Source organism: Pseudoalteromonas ostreae (genome assembly GCF_018069805.1).
Taxonomy (GTDB): Bacteria; Pseudomonadota; Gammaproteobacteria; order Enterobacterales; family Alteromonadaceae; genus Pseudoalteromonas; species Pseudoalteromonas ostreae.
This window is the reverse complement of the sequence record NZ_JAGPYN010000004.1, coordinates 193,278-209,915: the sequence shown is the minus strand read 5'-3', so window position 1 is coordinate 209,915 and position 16,638 is coordinate 193,278. Positions and strand designations below refer to the sequence as shown.

The following is a 16,638-nucleotide window of genomic DNA, read 5'->3' as shown; positions in this document are numbered from 1 at the left end:
ACCATCAATAGTGCGGCGGCGGAGGCTCTGGCGTGTCTGACATCATCATAGATGGTGATTGCGACTCTTTAATTTTTTCAGCCAGTAGCTCGGTTTGGCGCTTCATTTTTGCCAACAGCTGCTGGTGCACTTTTATTTCATCATTTAAAATTTCAATCGTTTCGTCTTGAAAAGCCACTTTGGCTTCAAGTTCTGTTAAGCGATGTTCAATTGTGTTCATTTTTTTCTCGTCTAGTAAAGCGCTCAGCGATCCCACTGGAGCTTTCGGTTAACAACGCAGTATCGTTGTCAGTAAAAGCGACATCAAGTACCACTGCCGATTTTGGTCTACTGCCTTCTCGCGGTGTTACATGCCAACTTTGAATTTGTTCACCACTGGATAATTGCCATAGGTCCACTAAGCGGTTAGGTGAGCCTGTTGCCAGTAATGTGCCTGCTTCATTAAAGCGTACCGCAGTGAAAATTCTCTGGCGGGCAATATACGTCAGTTTACTAACAAGATCACCTGTTGTCAGCTGCCATACATGTGCTTGTGTCATACTGTCTGCGGTAAATGCATAGCGACCTTGCGGATCTAAGGTCACTTGGGTGACACGACTTGGATGGTTAAAGCGATGGATCACTTGTCCGGTACGAGTATCCCAAAAGTACGCCGCATAATCGTTGGAGCCACTGAGAGCAAAATTTCCGTTGGGCGATAAAGCAACTGCGTTAATTTTTTCTTGGTGAGCAAGGAACTCAATGCGTCTACCGGTCTCTAAGTCGAGGTAAACAACAACGCCATCGCTACGACCGTACAAAACACTGCGGCCTTGGTTACTAATGGCGATATCACGAATAGTAGCGGTTTTTATTTTGTAGTAGCCGGTATTTTTGCCAGTGGCAATATCCCATACTGCAAAAGTGGTTTTTTCAGCGGTAACAGCGTGGCTGTTGTCATAAGCGATAGCCACGGTATGTACTAGGCTATCTGCGTCTTGTTGCTGAAACCATTGGTATTTTAGTACTTGCTGTTGATTATCCCATAGGGCGACCCCATGGTGTATAGATGAGATCAGGCTGTATTTGCCATCATGAGATATTGCGGAGGCGAACGCGCCTCTGGCGGCATGCTCATAGCTTGCTGTGGCTTGGTCTTTTTGTTCTGAGCAGGCAATTAGCAAGGTGCAGCACAGAAGATACAAAAAAGTACGAAATATCGACATATTACAGCTATTTCCCCTTAACTCTTAGTGATTGAGAGGTTAGACTAGGGCTCGTGAAGGCCTAGGTTGTTTATCTAATTAACGTGAAAGTGAGCGTATAGCCTACAATCAGAAATTAGATAAGTAGCCTACCATGGGCCGTTAACCTTTAACTAGTAATAATACAATAAATGACATCTGCAAAGTGTGTCGGAGATTTAAAATGAAAAAGACGATTAAATTGTCATTGATTGCAGCGTCAGTTTTAGCGCTAACAGCTTGTAATCAAGAAGCAAAACAAGAACAAGCACCAGTTAAACTTGAAACTGAAGTACAACAACAAGCATACGGTATTGGTGCATCTGTTGGTAACTTCTTAAATAAAGATTTAGCTGATAAAAAAGAGTTAGGCATTGAGCTTGACCAAGCACTATTAATTCGTGGTTTTGAAGATGCCCTTGCTGGCGACGCAAAAATTGACGAAGAGAAAATTCGTGAAGTATTAACTGCACTTGATACGTCAGTACGTACTAAGCAAGAGCAACATGCCAAAGTAGAAGCTGAAAAAAGCCAAGCTGAAGGTGAAAAATACCTAGCTGATAACGCTAAGAAAGAAGGCGTAACAGTAACTGAATCTGGTCTACAGTACGAAGTGATCACTCAAGGTGATGGTGAAATGCCAGTAGCAACTGACGTAGTTAAAGTGCACTACAAAGGCACACTACTAGACGGTACTGAATTTGATAGTTCGTATGCTCGTGACGAACCAACGACTTTCCCACTTAACCGCGTAATTGCGGGTTGGACTGAAGGTTTACAACTTATGCCTGTAGGTTCTAAGTATAAGTTTACTATTCCAGCAGAACTAGCATACGGTGATCGTGACTTAGGTAAGATCCCAGCTAACTCAACACTTGTTTTTGAAGTAGAATTACTTGAAATTCAAGATGAAGAGCAGGCAGCCGCTGCAGAGTAATTAGTTATTTTGTATCGAAAAGGGGCTGGTTAGCCCCTTTTTTGTTAAATGTATACGCGCTTGTTGTTTTAAGACACTGCGGGTAATAATTACATCATTAAAATATAAAGTTTAAACTTTTATATTTTTTAGGAATATTTAATTTTAAAGTGAGAAGAGGAATAAGTACAGATAAGCAAGGAGCGTGACTCCCTGCTAATAGGTATATTTAGGTATGGTTTGAATATAAATTATCGATTAATTCATCTTCCAACTCAAAACGCAGCTCAAGTGTTTCACCAAGTTTTGATAAATCGTCATCAAAATCATTGAGTAGATCTTCTTTATCCACCTCTGCATATTTATCATTAAAATCAAGCGCAATGTCAGTAGTTTGCGAAATTCGTGGATAAAGTTCATTGGCAAGTTGCTGGCTGTGAGGGCCCTTTTGTTCGCATGCCTTAGCAATGTCGTCATACACTTCAAAGTGACCAGCAGATAAATAATCCATCAATAGTTGACAGAAATTTTGGATCTGTAATTGATCTGGTAAGGCGTGGTCTTTTTTATCATACGGTGAAAAGCCAGCAATACGACAATATAAAACTAATAGCTCTTGGCGTTCTGAGAGCCATTTGTCGATCACGGTGTGGCTACCACCCCATTTTTGTTGAGCTTTTTCCAAACGCGTCAGCATTATCATTCTCCTTAGCTGGGTTGGTTTCTTCTATAACAATGAAATATGCCGAAAAGATCAACACATTTTTTTTATAATTTTGTAATAAAACAAGAACCATATGATATATAAACAGTTTTTTTTGCTAAAATACAAATCGTTTATATTGTTTCAGGCAAGAAAAAACCACCATAAAGGTGGTTAATTTCTTTTTCCATGACTTGTTTCAACAAGCTTTTTTATTGTTATTAGAAGATTTTTATTTTTATTGTTATGTAATTTTTATTGTTTTTATTGTTAACGCGGAACAAGTTATACCAAGGTTTGTGCTGTGTTGCAAACATATTAATAAAAAATTTCAAATGTTATTGTTTGTTGTGTTAATTTTTTACTAAGTAAGCATCTTAAATAGATTCCTAATCTGTATCAATACTAAGGTTAATTAATGCCATAGCGATAGAGAGGTGTGCGATATGGTGATACAATCTGCACAATATCTATCAGCTTTAGGATCCTTTACGCTATGAGCGAATTAAAAAACGACCGTTATTTACGTGCACTACAAAAACAGCCAGTTGATGTGACTCCGGTATGGATGATGCGCCAAGCAGGGCGTTACTTACCAGAATACCGCGCAACTCGTGCACAAGCGGGCGATTTTATGAGCCTGTGTAAAAATGCTGAGCTCGCTTGTGAAGTAACATTACAGCCGCTGCGTCGTTACCCATTAGATGCCGCTATTTTATTTAGTGATATTTTAACTATTCCAGATGCGATGGGCTTAGGTTTGTATTTTGAAACCGGTGAAGGTCCTAAATTTGAGCGTCCAATTTCATCACTTGCTGATGTACAAAAAATTCCAAGGCTCGATCCAACAGATGAGCTTGGTTATGTTATGAATGCCGTAAGCACGATCCGTCGTGAACTAAAAGGCGAAGTACCACTAATTGGTTTCTCGGGTTCACCTTGGACACTTGCTACTTATATGGTTGAAGGCGGGAGCAGTAAGACCTTTGGCAAAATCAAAAAAATGGCGTTTGCTGAGCCAAAAACACTGCATTTGTTACTTGATAAGCTTGCTGATTCAGTGATCGATTACTTAAATGCACAAATTAAAGCCGGTGCGCAGTCTCTAATGGTGTTTGACTCATGGGGCGGTGTATTGAGCCCGCGTGATTATAAAGAGTTCTCATTGCAGTACATGCACAAAATCGTTGATGGTTTAATTCGTGAATATGATGGTCGCAAAGTGCCCGTTACGTTATTTACTAAAAATGGTGGTCAATGGATTGAAGCGATAGCAGCAACGGGGTGTGATGCAATTGGTCTTGATTGGACAATTAATATTAGCGATGCTAAGCGCCGTGTCGGCGACAAAGTAGCTCTGCAAGGTAATATGGATCCATCAATGTTACATGGCACACCAGATCGTATTCGCCAAGAAGTAGCGACTATCCTTGAAGATTTTGGCACAGGTGAAGGTCATGTATTTAACTTAGGCCATGGTATTACGCCTGATGTTGATCCTGAAAACGCGGGTGTATTTATTAATGCCGTACATGAGTTTAGTGCGCAATATCATAAGTAACTGCAGCTGTAACAAGCACTGTCATTTATAATCAAAAAAAGCCCGCTTATCAGTAAGCGGGCTTTTTATTAGCTGTCTCAACGTTTATTTAAACAGTCGATTCAAACCATTTAACGCCGCAACGCGGTAGGCTTCAGCCATGGTTGGGTAGTTAAAGGTGGTATTAACAAAGTAATCGATATTATTGCCGCCATTTTTTTGTTCCATAATGGCTTGGCCAATATGCACTATTTCAGAGGCACGCTCACCAAAACAATGTACGCCAAGTACTTCTTTAGTCTCGGTGTGAAATAATATTTTTAAACTGCCTACTTCAGTACCGGCAATTTGTGCCCGTGCTAAATGTTTAAACTGCGCACGACCGACTTCATAGGGGATTTTAGCTGCAGTAAGCTGTTGTTCGGTTTTACCCACAGAGCTCATTTCAGGAATGGTATAAATACCTGCAGGAATATCAATAATTAGTTTTTCATCGCAATTACCACAGGCAATTGCATCGGCAGCAATTCGGCCCTGATCAAACGCTGCACTAGCAAGACTTGGGTAGCCTATGACATCGCCCACCGCATAAATATTATCCACTTCAGTTTGGTAAGTTTCATTAACTTTTAACTGCCCGCGGCCGTCGGCTTTCAAGCCAACCGCTTCAAGGTTAAGTCCGTCAGTGTTGCCGGTGCGACCATTGGCAAATAAAATACAGTCAGCTTTAACGCGTTTTCCTGATTTTAAATGCATAACAACGCAATCATCACGGGTTTCAATACGGTCAAACTCTTCGTTATGGCGGATCACAATACCGCTATTCCAAAAGTGATAGCTTAAAGCATCTGAGATTTCAGCATCCATAAAAGCGAGTAAGCGGTCGCGGGTATTAACCAAATCAACTTTAGCACCTAAGCCTTTAAAAATAGACGCATACTCACAGCCGATCACACCAGCGCCGTAAATAAGTACCCGGTGAGGGTCATGCTCTAGGGCTAAAATAGTATCGCTGTCGTAAATACGTGAATGGGTAAAATCAACCTCAGGTGGGCGGTACGGACGTGAGCCTGTAGCAATCACAATGGTTTTAGCCGTTAAACGTTCAGTTGAGCCATCATTACGCGTAATTTCAATTGTGTGCTGATCAACAAAGCTGGCATCACCTTGAAACATATGAATGCGATTACGATCGTAAAAGCTGCTGCGTAAATTTGATTGTTTAGAAATAACCGAGCTGGCGTGGCGCAAAATATCAGGAAACGTTAACCTGCTAGGGCGCTCACCCACATTAAATAATGGGTTGGCTTTGTATTCGATATAGCGGCTAACAGAATGACGCAATGCCTTTGAAGGAATGGTGCCCCAATGAACGCAACCGCCACCAACGCCTGCTTGGCGTTCAATAACGGCTACTTTTTTGTTGCTTTTAGACAAGTTCATGGCGGTACCTTCACCGCCAGGACCTGTGCCTATAATAATCGCATCATATTGAAATGATAGTTGTTGTTCTTTCTTTACTTGTTGTTTGGCCACAGCCACTCCTACATTAACTAAAAGAGGCTTTTAATAACCTCGCATTTAGTGCAAGCCATGCCTGTTTTTGGTTTTCCCAGGCAGCTTCCAACTCATGATATTGTGTTATTAAAGCTGATTTTTCACATTGTTGCAGCATGTTATTCTTTTTAACTTCTAATACCTGCTTTTTTAGTGCGCAATAGTGTTGTAGCTTTTTCAACAATAAATCGTACTCTTGCTGCAATAATGTAAGCTTATCTTGCGCTAAAGGCAATTTAGCTAAACGGTTTTGCGTTTTGTTCATTAACGTTTCGGCTTTGGCTTTTTCGATACGCTCAATCGGCGTACGTTTTAATTTTTTAGCAAGGCCAACAACTGCAAAAGCGCGGATCATCCATTTTGTGGGATCATAGTGAAACCATCTTATGCCATTACGATAATCGCTGGCAAAAATATGATGAAAGTTATGGTAACCCTCGCCATAAGTAAATAGTGCTAACACGCCATTATCGCGAGCTGTATTTTTTTCAGTATAAGGTCGAGAGCCCCAAATATGCGCTACTGAATTGATAAAAAAGGTGAAATGTTGGCTCAATACCAGACGTAACAATCCGGCTAATAACAGCATGCCAATTACATCGCCAATCATTAGACCCAGCAGAGCAGGAATACCAATATTAGTTGCTAATGCTAATTTCATATAATGACGGTGTTGCCACATCACTATTCTGTTGCGCTGTAAATCACGGCAATTACTGTAATCACTATAACTGTCGCCTTGGTAATCGCGAAGCATCCAACCGATGTGGCTATACCAAAAACCATTGGTTGCTGCATAAGGGTCTTTTACGGGGTCATCAACTTGGCCATGATGAACGCGATGATCACAACTCCAGTGCAGCGCACTATTTTGCAGTGCAAAAGCACCGCCTAGAGCAAAAAAAACTTCAATAAGGGGATGGGCATCGTAAGTTTTATGGGCCCATAAGCGATGGTAGCCTGCGGTAATTGACATACCCGCATAAAACATACAAACAACAAATGCTAGCCAATGGCCACTAGTAAAGCCATGGGCAAACCCATACCAAGGAACTAATGTGGCAGCAGCCAAAAACGTAATACTAAAAAATAGGACATTGGTCCAAATAACTGGTGGTTTTTTCATCTTTAAAAATCTGGGCGTACACTTGTAAGCTAAAATAATATTTCATTCTCTTGCCGTCAAGTATTAGACTGGAGAATTAAGATAAAAATCATCATAAATTGATTTAAATTAAATCAGGAGTAGTTCATGTCGGGTGTTCGTGCACAACAGAAACAAAAAACACGACAAGCTTTAATTGAGGCGGCATTTAACCAATTAAGCGCCGATCATAGTTTTTCTAATTTAAGTTTACGTGAAGTAGCTCGTGAAGCAGGTATAGCACCAACCTCATTTTACCGCCACTTTAAAGACATGAATGAACTGGGTTTAACTATGGTTGATGAAGCTGGTTTAACGCTGCGCCAGCTAATGCGCCAGGCACGTCGTCGCATCGCCAGTGGCGGTAGCATTATTACCACCTCAGTAGTTACATTTATGGAGTTTATTGATAACTCCAGTAATCAATTTAGGCTACTACTACGGGAGCGATCCGGCACCTCTAAAGCATTTCGTGCTGCTGTAGCCCGTGAAATTAAACACTTTATTTTAGAGCTTGCGCACTATCTTGAAAGCGAAACCCCGTGTGACGCCACTCATGCATATATTCAAGCAGAGGCCATGGTCACGCTAGTGTTTAATGCTGGTGCCGAGGCTCTAGATATTGAGGGCCAACAACGTGATGAGCTAGTAGAGCGCGTTATTTGGCAATTACGTTATATAACGCGTGGTGCTAGTAAATATGTACGTGATGGTAATAAAGAGTAAAAAATAGCAAAAAGTTAATCTAAGCGTAGGCTGGAAGCTGATTAGTTTAATCGGCTTGTATTTTCAGTTTTTAGTATTAATTTATACCTTAAATTTGATTTTTTGGATTTTTAATTCCTTTTATGCCATGAAGAATTCCTTTTTGTGGAAATATTATGCTTGCATGCGCAATTTTGAAGTGTTAAAAATAGGCTTCACTGAACACGCATATTTAGTAAAGACGATGCAAAACACTCATTTTATTACATTGAAACTGAACCTCTTACTGCAAGCTTTCGTGAGCGGGGATTAGTGTATTTGCATTAAGTAAACACAAAGAACCCCGCATATTGCGGGGTTTTTTTTATCTCGCATCTAGGGCAGCAGAGAATTAAGGGTAGATTATGCAAGAACAAGATAAAGTATGGATTTTCGACACCACTTTACGTGATGGTGAGCAAGCGCTGAAAGCGAGCCTGACTGAAGAAGATAAAATCCAGCTGGCGCATACTATTAGCCGCCTAAATGTGGATGTGATGGAAGTAGGTTTTCCGGTTTCGAGCCCTGCCGATTTTCGTTCAGTGCAACGTATAGCCACAGAAGTGAAAGGCCCGATTATTTGTGGTTTAGCACGCGCTGTTGCTAAAGATATTGAAGCTTGTGGCGAAGCGCTTCGCACAGCACAACAAAGTCGAATTCATACTTTTATTGCTACCAGCCCTTTGCATTTAGAACACAAGCTACGTATGAGCTTAGATGATGCGACAGCCATGGCGGTTAAATCAATTAAGCTTGCCCGTAATTATACTGATGATGTGGAGTTTTCATGTGAAGACGCAGGCCGTACACCGCATTGGGATTTATGCAGAATTGTTGAGCAGGCGATTAACGCTGGTGCGTCAACCATCAACTTACCAGATACGGTTGGTTTTGTTACGCCAGACGAGTATGCGGCGATGATCCGCCATTTGATGAATAATGTGCCAAATATTGATAAAGCGCGATTAAGTGTACATTGCCATAACGACTTAGGTTTGGCCGTTGCCAACTCTGTTGCAGCGGTGCAAGCCGGTGCACGGCAAATCGAATGTACGATTAACGGCATTGGTGAGCGTGCGGGTAACTGTTCACTTGAAGAAGTGGCGATGATCATGAAGATGCGTAAAGACCATTTAAATGTGTTCACTGATATTCGTAGTGAAGAGATTTACCGTGCTTCACGCCAAGTGGCAAAAATTTGTAATATGCCAGTACAGCCCAATAAGGCCATTGTTGGTGAGAATGCGTTTGCTCATAGTTCAGGGATTCACCAAGACGGTGTATTAAAAGCGCAAAATACCTATGAGATTATGTCGCCAGAAAGCGTCGGTGTGCCAAATAACCAATTAAATATGACCTCTCGTTCAGGACGCCATGTTATTGAGCACCGCCTTGAAGAATTAGGCTATCAAAAATCTGATTATGATATGGATAGCCTATATGAAAGCTTTTTAGCGCTTGCAGACCAAAAAGGTACAGTCTACAACTATGATCTTGAAGCAATGATTTATTTTAACCAAATTAATGATAAAGATGAAAATTACCAATTGGAGTTTGTAAATTCAACGTCTAACTCGCAATCAGTAGCAAGTTCTACTATTGGTATGACGATTAATGGTGAGTCTAAACAAGAAGCAGCTACTGGTAATGGTCCTGTAGAGGCATCATTCTTAGCGATTGAACGTTTAACGGGTATGGCTGTTGAAATGATTGAATTTAATTTAGAAGCTACCGGTGAAGGTGCCAGCTCATTAGGTGAAGTAAATATAATAGCTAAATACGATGGCCGCCCTTATCACGGCGCGGGCATTGCAGTGGATGTGGTTGAGGCGTCAGTACGCGCCATGATCCGCGTTTATAACTTAATTTATCGCGCACAAAAAGTGTCTGATTTAAAACAACAAAGGAAAGCAGGATGAGTCAATCAAATTATAGCGTTGCAGTATTAGCAGGCGACGGTATCGGCCCAGAAGTAATGGCAGCAGCAGAGCAAGTATTGGATGCTGTGAGCAGTAAATTTGGTTTTACTTTAACTCGTCATCATCATGCCATTGGCGGCGCTGCTATTGATCAATTTGGTAAAGCGTTACCCGATCAAACCCTTGCAGCGTGTGAAAGTGCCGATGCAATTTTGTTTGGTTCAGTGGGCGGTCCAAAGTGGGAGCACCTTCCTGCCGATGAGCAACCAGAGCGCGCATCACTTTTGCCACTACGTAAACACTTTGGTTTGTTTTGTAACTTACGCCCAGCGCAACTATTATCAGCACTGAGCGCTGCATCGCCATTACGTGCCGATATAAGCGAAAAAGGTTTTGATATTTTATGCGTACGTGAACTAACAGGCGGCATTTACTTTGGTGACAAAGGCCGCAGTGGCGAAGGGGCTGAAGAAGTGGCGTTTGATACACAAACCTATTCACGCAAAGAAATTGAACGCATTGCACGTTTTGCCTTTGAAGCAGCAAAATTACGTAATAACCATGTAACGTCGGTTGATAAAGCCAACGTATTAGCATCAAGTGTATTATGGCGCGAAGTAGTAACCGAAGTAAGCAAAGACTTCCCAGAAGTAAGCCTTGATTATATTTACGTAGATAACGCGGCAATGCAGTTAGTTAAGCAACCAAGCCAGTTTGATGTATTACTGTGTGATAACTTATTTGGTGACATTTTGTCAGATGAATGCGCAATGATCACCGGATCTATGGGCTTATTACCATCGGCGAGTTTAAATCAGTCAGGTTTTGGTATGTATGAACCTGCTGGTGGTTCGGCACCTGATATTGCTGGTAAAGGGGTGGCAAACCCAATCGCACAAATTTTAAGTGCTGCGTTAATGCTACGTTATTCACTTGGCCAAGATGAAGCCGCACGTAGCATTGAAAAAGCCGTTGCTGAAGCGGTCGAAGCGGGTGTTGGTACACCAGATATCTACCCAAATGCGGGTTATACCACCCAAGATGTAGCTGCTGCGATTGTCGCTAGAATATAAAACAGCAGATATTTAAACAATTATTCACTCGCTGCACCGTCACGCGGCGAGCCAAACAAATTAGGGGATCCGCAAGTGGCCCAAACCTTATACGACAAAATCTGGCAAGCGCATGTCGTTGCTAGTATTAATGAGCAAACCGATTTACTTTATATTGACCGTCATTTAGTACACGAAGTGACATCGCCGCAAGCGTTTGCAGGCCTACGTGAAAAAAACCGTACAGTACGTTGTCCTGAAAAAACCATCGCGACCATGGATCACAATGTATCGACTAAAAGTCGATCACTTGATGCCGCCAGTGAAGTATCAAAAAACCAGTTAATGGCGCTTGATGCCAACTGTAAAGAGTTTGGTATTGTGCTTTACGATTTAAATTCAATTAACCAAGGCATTGTGCATGTAATGGGCCCTGAGCAAGGAATCACTTTACCTGGCACTACCATTGTTTGTGGCGATAGCCATACCTCAACTCACGGTGCATTTGGTGCACTTGCCCATGGTATTGGCACGTCAGAGGTTGAGCATGTACTAGCAACGCAAACGCTACAACAGAAAAAAGCCAAGTCATTAAAAATTCAAATTAATGGTGTACTACGTCCAACGGTTACAGCCAAAGATTTAATTATGGCGGTGATTGGTAAACTAGGTACAGCCGGTGGTACAGGTTATGTGGCAGAATTTTGTGGTGAAGGCATTGCAGCACTGTCAATGGAAGCACGCATGACATTGTGTAACATGAGTATTGAAATGGGCGCGAAAGCGGGTTTAATCGCTTCAGACCAAATCACTTATGATTACTTAAAAGGCCGCCCATTTGCTCCACAAGGCGATGATTTTGAAGCTGCAGTTGCTTACTGGGAAACGCTAAAAACTGACGAAGGCGCGCAGTTTGATTTAGAGGTGGAACTTGAAGCGAGCAGCATTCAGCCGCAAATTACTTGGGGCACTAGCCCTGAGCAAGTTATTGGTGTTGATGAATGCATTCCAGATCCAGAACAAGAGCCTGATTTAATTAAAGCTGATGCGATCCGCAGTGCCCTTAAATACATGGACTTAAAAGCGGGAGAAAAACTGTCATCAGCACGCGTTGATACCGTATTTATAGGCTCATGTACTAACAGCCGTATTGAAGATTTACGTGCTGCTGCTCATATCGTGCAAGGTAAGCAAGTTGCTGCTGGCGTTGAAGCGTTAATTGTACCAGGCTCAGGCTTGGTGAAAAAACAAGCTGAAGATGAAGGCTTAGCTGATATTTTCAAAGCTGCAGGTTTTGAGTGGCGTGAACCGGGTTGCTCAATGTGCTTAGCCATGAACGATGATCGCTTAGGTGCAGGCAAGCGCTGTGCATCCACCTCAAACCGTAACTTTGAAGGTCGCCAAGGCCGTGGTGGTCGTACACACTTAGTAAGCCCAGCAATGGCCGCTGCGGCAGCAATTCATGGTCGCTTTGTTGATATTAGAGGAGAAGCCTAATGAGCATTTTTTTTAGTGGCTTAATGGCCCCACTTGATAAAAACAACGTCGATACCGACCAAATCATTCCCAAGCAGTTTTTAACCTCAACCAGCCGTGATGGTTTTGATGCGGCGTTGTTTTATGATTGGCGCTATTTAGATAACGACGAGCCTAACCCTGAGTTTATATTAAATCGTACCTGTTACCAAGGTGCGCAAATATTACTAACCCGCGATAATTTTGGTTGTGGTTCATCACGTGAGCACGCACCATGGGCGCTTAAACAATATGGATTTGAAGTGATTTTGGCTGAAAGCTTTGCTGATATTTTCTTTAATAACTGTGGTAATAACCAAATGCTTGCTATTGCACTGCCAGCGCAAATATTAGATGACTTATTTGTATTAAGTGAGCAGCATGAAGATATTCACATTGATGTGGATCTTGAAAACCAGCAATTACGCAGTAATAAATTTGCGCCAATCAGCTTTGATATCCGCAAAGATGTAAAAGAGCGTTTATTAAGCGGCTTAGATTTTATCGGTGTGACCGAAACCCTCAACCCACAAATTGACGCCTTTGAAGCAAAGCTTAACGCTGAGCGACCTTGGCAGTAAAGGTTTAAAAGTTATTTAATCATGAAACGTGGCTAAGGCCACGTTTTTTATGACTTCATTTTACAGCCGATATAATCGGCTGTTTGCATTCATGACCAGCATCACAGGTAAATATTTCAATTGTTTTACCATTTTGATCTAAAGTTCTTTCACGATAATAAAGAGGTTTGCCGCAAGCTGTTTTAGTCAATGGCTTTTTAAAAGGGCATACTTTGCTTGTTCCTCTGGATGCCAGAGCGTTGTCACTTCATCTGGGCTCAATCAAAGAGTGGCTCCTTTGTAAGGGCCTCGCTTGAAGTGGCCTACACCATTTCTTATAACTATATTTTTTCGGCTGATATTCATGCTTCCTAGCTTGTGTAGACCCCATATTATGGCATTTAATATTTTTTTGATTCATTTTTTAATCTCAGACATAGATTTGTAGGTTTACAAAAAATAATAAGCATTATTTCTTCTAGTTTTAATACTAACACTGAGTTTTAATTAGGTAACTTGCTAACTTGCTAACTTTCATCTCGCTAACTTATAACTGAATTCCCATTCAACGCGATTACTTCCTTTGTATTTATTAACACGCTAAGCTGCAACTTTATATTTTTAGGAACATGCTATGAAATTATTAACTGCGGCGACTTTATTGCTGGCGTCTACGGCGGCGTTTGCTCGCCCTGCGCCTTTGGTATCTATCCCAACTCATGATGGCTTTTTTGATAATATTGCCGCCTATTGTGGTAAAGCTTTTGAGGGTAAAGTAACGGTTGATAATGCCACTGGTCCTAGCTCGTTTGCGGGTAAAAAATTAGTCATGCATGTTCGTAAATGCACTGATAGTGAGCTCCAAGTACCATTTCATGTGGGTGATGATGCGTCACGTACGTGGATCATCACAAAAACAGGCAGTGGTTTGAGTTTAAAACACGATCATCGCCATCAAGATGGCACTGATGATGTATCAACTATGTATGGTGGTCATACGGTTGATGCGGGATTTGCTAACGTGCAGTCGTTCCCTGCGGATCAGTATTCAAAAGAATTGTTTGTTAGCCAAAGTATTCCACAATCTATCGGTAATACATGGCAGATGTATATTTACCCTGAAAAGTTTACTTATCGGTTAATTCGCCAAGGCCGCGAGTTTCGCGTTGATTTTGATTTAACGAAACCAGTTACACCACCGCCAGCGCCTTGGGGTTATAAAGACTAAAGATTAGTCTTTGCTGGGCTTTGTCTCACATTGTAGTAATACCGTTAAAGGCGGCTGATAGGCGCGGGGTTGGGTTGGGAAACGATCATACTCTTGTACACCATCAGTCACTTTTAGCATAAATGGATTACCACGGCATAAACGATCAGCATGGCGCAATAAAAATACACTTTGATTTTTAAAGTGCTGATAGTCGTCAGATTGAATTTCTAGATGATAGTTATTTGCGTCTAATTTTGTTTGGTAATAATGGACTTTTTCATCGAAGTCATAGAGTTTTTCGGTTTCACCTTTTTCTGCTAATACCGCATTACTGCCTATTAATAGTGCCAGCGCACTGATAATTACTAGCCTATTTGCTGTTTTTCCTTTCATAAACCTTTAACTCCATTATTGTATTGAGCGCACTATTTAATTACAGTGATGCAACGAGTTATGCTGTAAGTCTAACACCCAAAAAGGGAAAATGTGATGTTCAAACAAATAAAACAACTATTTTCAGCTTTTGATGAGCAACCAGCTCAGCTGCAAGAGCATGATTTGAAAACGGCTGTAGCGGCATTATTGATTGAAGTAATGCGTGCTGATCGCGAGCAGCAAGACGATGAATTGAAAACGTTATCTCTGACTTTAAAAAAGTATTTTAATTTGAGTGATGAAGACGTTAGTGAGCTAATGCAAAGCGCAGGAAAAAGTTTGGATGACGCGATTGATTACTTTCAGTTTTCTAAACAAATTAATGATCAATGCAGCGCAGAGCAACGCATTGAAATTATAGAGCTGCTATGGCGCTTAGCGTATGCCGATGGTGAGTTAGATCCGCAAGAAGAGTATGTAATTCGCCGTGTTTCCAACTTGTTGTATGTCGCGCATGAGGATTTTATCGCTGCAAAGTTAGCAGCGACAAAGCTTTCTTAAGCGGTTTATTTATTTAATTTGCTGGCTACGCTGACGAGCTGCTGAGCAAGGCCTGCAATTCGTTCTGCAGTCACAGGGTCACTAATGCGGCCACTTTCATCAAGCAAAGTGTGAATTGCAGGTACGGCAAGTTGATCTGCCAATACCAAGCTGCCGATACCCGATAAAATATCGCGAACGTGATTTAGACCACGCAAGCCACCTAAGCCTCCTGGTGATGAGGCGTATAAAGCCGTTACCTTGTTACGAAATGCTGGAACTGCGCCTTGCTCAGTACGCGATGCCCAATCAATGGCATTTTTTAGTACCGCGGTAATTGAACCGTTATATTCAGGGCTCGCAAGTAAGATGCCATCTGCAGCGCGTAGTTTGTCTTTTAATAACTGAGCGCCTACTGGTGTGCCTTGCGCTTCAACGTCTTCGTCAAACATGGGTAAGTTTAGATCTGCCAGTTTAATTACTTCAACTTCTGCACCGCTTTCTAATGCAAAGCGGGCTGCTTCATTGATCAATTTTTGGTTAAAGCTGTCTTTACGTAAGCTGCCTGCTAAGGCAATAATTTTTGGTGCTGTCATGGTGGTCGCCTTCAATAACGTAGTTGGGTTTGTCTGTTAACTACTTTAGCAAATATTTACTTGCAGAAAAGCCAAATAAACGCAAAACTTATGTGCATATACGCACACTTAAGGTTAAGGGCAGGTATGGCGATTCAATTTGATGACTGGCAAGATGTAAAAGTAGCCTATGAAGTTGCGCGGTTAGGAACGTTAACAGCGGCGGCTGAAAAGCTCAACGTTCATCACAGTACGGTACTTAGGCGCATTAATAACCTAGAGCAAAGTTTAAATGCACGTTTATTTCATCGTCATGCCCGGGGTTATAAAGTAACTGAGATTGGCGCTAAACTCTTTACAGCAGCGCAGTCTATTAATAGTGAACTTGAACGCTTACACAATGATATTATTGCCGCAGATAGTACTTTGCGTGGTAGTTTATTGCTGACCACCGTCAGTGGCTTTATTGATGTACTAAGTGATGTGTGTGAACAATTTCAAAGTCTGCATCCACAGGTACAGCTGGAAGTTATATTAGATCAAAAGCGTTTACGTCTTGATCACGGCCAAGCACATATAGCGGTTCGCGCAGGTCCTCGTCCTGATGAAGGTGATTATATCGCCCAACATTTAGCGCATTTGTCGTCAGGATTTTATGCATCAAAGCGTTATATTGATAAGCATGGCGTGCCAAAAAGTATTAAGCAATTGCCGTTGCATAATTTTGTTTCGGGGGTGGCCGGCTATAATGGCAAAGTGCCTTATTTTGTTTGGGTTGATGAAAATATACCAACTTCACAAGTGAAATTACGGGTGTCTGAAACCTCAGAGGCAACCCGTGCAATTGTTAAAGGCTTGGGAATTGGCGGGATGCAGCATGACGTGGCGGCGCAGTATGCTGATTTAGTACCAATACTAGCGGATGAACTGAGTTGGCCAACGGATTTATGGCTAGTAACCCATCACTTAGTGCACCGAACAGCTAAGGTACAGGCGTTCAGTCAGCTTTTAAAAGCGTATTTTAAGGAGCATAAGCTCGCGTAATTTAGCTGGGTTAATCTTTCT

Annotated in this window: 17 protein-coding genes; 10 read left to right on the top strand and 7 right to left on the bottom strand. The window is 41.7% G+C overall.

Annotated elements, in window-relative coordinates:
- Nucleotides 1-4: 4 nt before the first annotated feature.
- Nucleotides 5-220, bottom strand: coding sequence for a SlyX family protein (locus J7338_RS04920; RefSeq protein ID WP_210796016.1), 216 nt, complete (start codon nucleotides 218-220; stop codon nucleotides 5-7).
- A complete protein-coding gene (locus J7338_RS04915; protein WP_210796015.1) occupies nucleotides 207-1,205 on the bottom strand; it encodes a WD40 repeat domain-containing protein in 999 nt (332 codons plus the stop codon). The genes J7338_RS04920 and J7338_RS04915 overlap by 14 nt, the downstream gene beginning before the upstream one ends.
- 202 nt (nucleotides 1,206-1,407) lie before the next feature.
- Between J7338_RS04915 and fkpA the strand changes: the two genes are divergently transcribed.
- The gene (gene fkpA / locus J7338_RS04910; RefSeq protein WP_210796014.1) at nucleotides 1,408-2,160 is read left to right on the top strand and encodes an FKBP-type peptidyl-prolyl cis-trans isomerase; all 753 of its coding nucleotides are present in this window, start codon (nucleotides 1,408-1,410) and stop codon (nucleotides 2,158-2,160) included.
- Between the two features lie 208 nt (nucleotides 2,161-2,368).
- Here the strand turns inward: fkpA and rsd are convergent, their stop codons facing one another.
- Nucleotides 2,369-2,836: a sigma D regulator gene (gene rsd / locus J7338_RS04905; RefSeq protein WP_210796013.1), complete on the bottom strand. Its 468-nt coding sequence runs from the start codon at nucleotides 2,834-2,836 to the stop codon at nucleotides 2,369-2,371.
- 502 nt (nucleotides 2,837-3,338) lie between these two features.
- Between rsd and hemE the strand changes: the two genes are divergently transcribed.
- Nucleotides 3,339-4,403, top strand: coding sequence for a uroporphyrinogen decarboxylase (hemE, locus tag J7338_RS04900; RefSeq protein ID WP_210796012.1), 1,065 nt, complete (start codon nucleotides 3,339-3,341; stop codon nucleotides 4,401-4,403).
- An 84-nt stretch (nucleotides 4,404-4,487) separates the two neighbouring features.
- Here hemE and sthA read toward each other — a convergent pair whose 3' ends face one another.
- Together sthA and J7338_RS04890 are read right to left on the bottom strand one after the other, a co-directional pair.
- Nucleotides 4,488-5,918 carry a Si-specific NAD(P)(+) transhydrogenase gene (sthA, locus tag J7338_RS04895; protein WP_210796011.1) on the bottom strand — a complete coding sequence of 477 codons (1,431 nt, stop codon included), beginning with the start codon at nucleotides 5,916-5,918 and terminating at the stop codon, nucleotides 4,488-4,490.
- Between the two features lie 13 nt (nucleotides 5,919-5,931).
- Nucleotides 5,932-7,065, bottom strand: a complete 1,134-nt coding sequence (locus J7338_RS04890; protein ID WP_210796010.1) for an acyl-CoA desaturase — start codon at nucleotides 7,063-7,065, stop codon at nucleotides 5,932-5,934.
- A gap of 126 nt (nucleotides 7,066-7,191) precedes the next feature.
- Between J7338_RS04890 and fabR the strand changes: the two genes are divergently transcribed.
- The 6 genes from fabR (at nucleotide 7,192) to J7338_RS04860 (ending at nucleotide 14,101) form a co-directional block, all read left to right on the top strand.
- Nucleotides 7,192-7,809: an HTH-type transcriptional repressor FabR gene (gene fabR / locus J7338_RS04885; protein ID WP_210796009.1), complete on the top strand. Its 618-nt coding sequence runs from the start codon at nucleotides 7,192-7,194 to the stop codon at nucleotides 7,807-7,809.
- Nucleotides 7,810-8,192: 383 nt separating this feature from the next.
- The gene (leuA, locus tag J7338_RS04880) at nucleotides 8,193-9,746 is read left to right on the top strand and encodes a 2-isopropylmalate synthase (protein ID WP_210796008.1); all 1,554 of its coding nucleotides are present in this window, start codon (nucleotides 8,193-8,195) and stop codon (nucleotides 9,744-9,746) included.
- The gene (gene leuB / locus J7338_RS04875; RefSeq protein ID WP_210796007.1) at nucleotides 9,743-10,819 is read left to right on the top strand and encodes a 3-isopropylmalate dehydrogenase; all 1,077 of its coding nucleotides are present in this window, start codon (nucleotides 9,743-9,745) and stop codon (nucleotides 10,817-10,819) included. Before leuA ends, leuB begins: the two co-directional genes overlap by 4 nt.
- A 75-nt stretch (nucleotides 10,820-10,894) precedes the next feature.
- Nucleotides 10,895-12,295 (top strand): 3-isopropylmalate dehydratase large subunit, encoded by a 1,401-nt coding sequence (leuC, locus tag J7338_RS04870; protein ID WP_210796006.1) that lies wholly within the window; start codon nucleotides 10,895-10,897, stop codon nucleotides 12,293-12,295.
- Nucleotides 12,295-12,894: a 3-isopropylmalate dehydratase small subunit gene (gene leuD, locus J7338_RS04865; protein ID WP_210796005.1), complete on the top strand. Its 600-nt coding sequence runs from the start codon at nucleotides 12,295-12,297 to the stop codon at nucleotides 12,892-12,894. The genes leuC and leuD overlap by 1 nt, the downstream gene beginning before the upstream one ends.
- A 613-nt stretch (nucleotides 12,895-13,507) precedes the next feature.
- Nucleotides 13,508-14,101, top strand: coding sequence for a hypothetical protein (locus J7338_RS04860; protein ID WP_210796004.1), 594 nt, complete (start codon nucleotides 13,508-13,510; stop codon nucleotides 14,099-14,101).
- A 3-nt stretch (nucleotides 14,102-14,104) separates the two neighbouring features.
- Here the strand turns inward: J7338_RS04860 and J7338_RS04855 are convergent, their stop codons facing one another.
- Nucleotides 14,105-14,476, bottom strand: coding sequence for a hypothetical protein (locus J7338_RS04855; RefSeq protein ID WP_210796003.1), 372 nt, complete (start codon nucleotides 14,474-14,476; stop codon nucleotides 14,105-14,107).
- 96 nt (nucleotides 14,477-14,572) lie between these two features.
- Between J7338_RS04855 and J7338_RS04850 the strand changes: the two genes are divergently transcribed.
- Nucleotides 14,573-15,019: a tellurite resistance TerB family protein gene (locus tag J7338_RS04850; RefSeq protein WP_145242439.1), complete on the top strand. Its 447-nt coding sequence runs from the start codon at nucleotides 14,573-14,575 to the stop codon at nucleotides 15,017-15,019.
- A gap of 5 nt (nucleotides 15,020-15,024) precedes the next feature.
- Here the strand turns inward: J7338_RS04850 and J7338_RS04845 are convergent, their stop codons facing one another.
- Nucleotides 15,025-15,594: an NADPH-dependent FMN reductase gene (locus tag J7338_RS04845; RefSeq protein WP_210796002.1), complete on the bottom strand. Its 570-nt coding sequence runs from the start codon at nucleotides 15,592-15,594 to the stop codon at nucleotides 15,025-15,027.
- Nucleotides 15,595-15,720: 126 nt separating this feature from the next.
- On the opposite strand from J7338_RS04845, the gene J7338_RS04840 reads away from it, so the two are divergent.
- The gene (locus J7338_RS04840; protein ID WP_182783889.1) at nucleotides 15,721-16,617 is read left to right on the top strand and encodes a LysR family transcriptional regulator; all 897 of its coding nucleotides are present in this window, start codon (nucleotides 15,721-15,723) and stop codon (nucleotides 16,615-16,617) included.
- The last annotated feature ends 21 nt before the right edge of the window (nucleotides 16,618-16,638 follow it).

What these genes read in the sequence shown, in the direction of transcription:
- J7338_RS04890 (WP_210796010.1), bottom strand. Translation starts at nt 7,065, where the DNA reads ATGAAAAAACCACCAGTTATTTGGACCAATGTCCTATTTTTTAGTATT.
- leuA (WP_210796008.1), top strand. Translation starts at nt 8,193, where the DNA reads ATGCAAGAACAAGATAAAGTATGGATTTTCGACACCACTTTACGTGAT.
- J7338_RS04860 (WP_210796004.1), top strand. Translation starts at nt 13,508, where the DNA reads ATGAAATTATTAACTGCGGCGACTTTATTGCTGGCGTCTACGGCGGCG.
- J7338_RS04845 (WP_210796002.1), bottom strand. Translation starts at nt 15,594, where the DNA reads ATGACAGCACCAAAAATTATTGCCTTAGCAGGCAGCTTACGTAAAGAC.
- rsd (WP_210796013.1), bottom strand. Translation starts at nt 2,836, where the DNA reads ATGCTGACGCGTTTGGAAAAAGCTCAACAAAAATGGGGTGGTAGCCAC.
- fabR (WP_210796009.1), top strand. Translation starts at nt 7,192, where the DNA reads ATGTCGGGTGTTCGTGCACAACAGAAACAAAAAACACGACAAGCTTTA.
- J7338_RS04840 (WP_182783889.1), top strand. Translation starts at nt 15,721, where the DNA reads ATGGCGATTCAATTTGATGACTGGCAAGATGTAAAAGTAGCCTATGAA.
- leuD (WP_210796005.1), top strand. Translation starts at nt 12,295, where the DNA reads ATGAGCATTTTTTTTAGTGGCTTAATGGCCCCACTTGATAAAAACAAC.
- J7338_RS04920 (WP_210796016.1), bottom strand. Translation starts at nt 220, where the DNA reads ATGAACACAATTGAACATCGCTTAACAGAACTTGAAGCCAAAGTGGCT.
- leuB (WP_210796007.1), top strand. Translation starts at nt 9,743, where the DNA reads ATGAGTCAATCAAATTATAGCGTTGCAGTATTAGCAGGCGACGGTATC.
- J7338_RS04915 (WP_210796015.1), bottom strand. Translation starts at nt 1,205, where the DNA reads ATGTCGATATTTCGTACTTTTTTGTATCTTCTGTGCTGCACCTTGCTA.
- fkpA (WP_210796014.1), top strand. Translation starts at nt 1,408, where the DNA reads ATGAAAAAGACGATTAAATTGTCATTGATTGCAGCGTCAGTTTTAGCG.
- J7338_RS04855 (WP_210796003.1), bottom strand. Translation starts at nt 14,476, where the DNA reads ATGAAAGGAAAAACAGCAAATAGGCTAGTAATTATCAGTGCGCTGGCA.
- hemE (WP_210796012.1), top strand. Translation starts at nt 3,339, where the DNA reads ATGAGCGAATTAAAAAACGACCGTTATTTACGTGCACTACAAAAACAG.
- J7338_RS04850 (WP_145242439.1), top strand. Translation starts at nt 14,573, where the DNA reads ATGTTCAAACAAATAAAACAACTATTTTCAGCTTTTGATGAGCAACCA.